This is a genomic window from Paenibacillus sp. sgz302115 (genome assembly GCF_056120445.1).
Genome location: NZ_JBVYOK010000060.1, coordinates 1 through 617 on the forward strand (window position 1 = coordinate 1; position 617 = coordinate 617).

Here is a 617-nt window from a genome sequence, read left to right on the forward strand (position 1 = left end):
TTTACAACACCCGAAGTCGGTGGGGTAACCCGCAAGGGAGCCAGCCGCCGAAGGTGGGGTAGATGATTGGGGTGAAGTCGTAACAAGGTAGCCGTATCGGAAGGTGCGGCTGGATCACCTCCTTTCTATGGAGAATCGTCACCTGCAACGGTGACATTCAAATCTTAAATCTAACCAGGTCGGTTAGTGACTCACTCGTTGCTCAGTTTTGAGAGTTTAAGCTCTCAATTGTCTGTAACTTCTATCGACACAGCCGTGTTCGACCAGAACTTACAGCAACTTGATCCTTGAAAACTGGATACCGAAACGAATTTGCGTTTTAGAACATCTTTTAGCTAAAACTTGTGTCAACAAGTTGAAATAGTTATTAGTTGATACGATGATTTTCGAGAAGAATTGAAGACCTTAATGGTCCGATATTTCTCCTCCGGAGAAAATCGAGGTTAAGCTAATAAGAGCACACGGAGGATGCCTAGGCGCCAGGAGCCGACGAAGGACGTGGCGAACAACGAAACTGCCTCGGGGAGCTGTAAGCAAGCTTTGATCCGGGGGTGTCCGAATGGGGAAACCCAGCTGTGGTAATTCGCAGCTACTCATACCTGAATACATAGGGTATG

Annotated in this window: 2 rRNA genes; both read left to right on the top strand. The window is 47.3% G+C overall.

The features are described from left to right. Nucleotides 1-125, top strand: a 16S ribosomal RNA gene (locus AC0LWN_RS32635); the annotation flags it as partial. Nucleotides 126-441: 316 nt separating this feature from the next. Further along, nucleotides 442-617, top strand: a 23S ribosomal RNA gene (locus AC0LWN_RS32640); the annotation flags it as partial.